At 50.0% G+C, this 272-nt stretch carries 1 pseudogene; it reads left to right on the top strand.

From position 1 onward, the window contains the following. Positions 1-222: pseudogene (locus tag B2751_RS00380) on the top strand (UDP-N-acetylglucosamine 1-carboxyvinyltransferase); the annotation flags it as partial. Positions 223-272: the final 50 nt, after the last annotated feature.

Genomic DNA, 272 nt, shown 5'->3' on the forward strand with positions numbered 1-272 from the left:
CAATTACAAGGTGCAGAAGTGCTTTCAACAGACCTTCGCTCAGGTGCGGCACTCGTCACAGCAGGATTGATCGCTGAAGGCGAAACGCGCGTTGGCGCACTTCACCACATCGACCGTGGATACGTCGACTTCCACTTGAAGTTACAAGCACTTGGTGCAGACGTAGAACGTGTGACAGAAGAAGCGGCAGTCGTTGAAGAAACAGCTGCAACAAAACTTTAAGCACTCATTCAAGAGCATTCTCTCGTTTTCGGGGGAATGCTCTTTTTGTC

The sequence above is a fragment of the Exiguobacterium sp. UBA6282 genome (genome assembly GCF_002440475.1).
Taxonomy (GTDB): Bacteria; Bacillota; Bacilli; order Exiguobacteriales; family Exiguobacteriaceae; genus Exiguobacterium_A.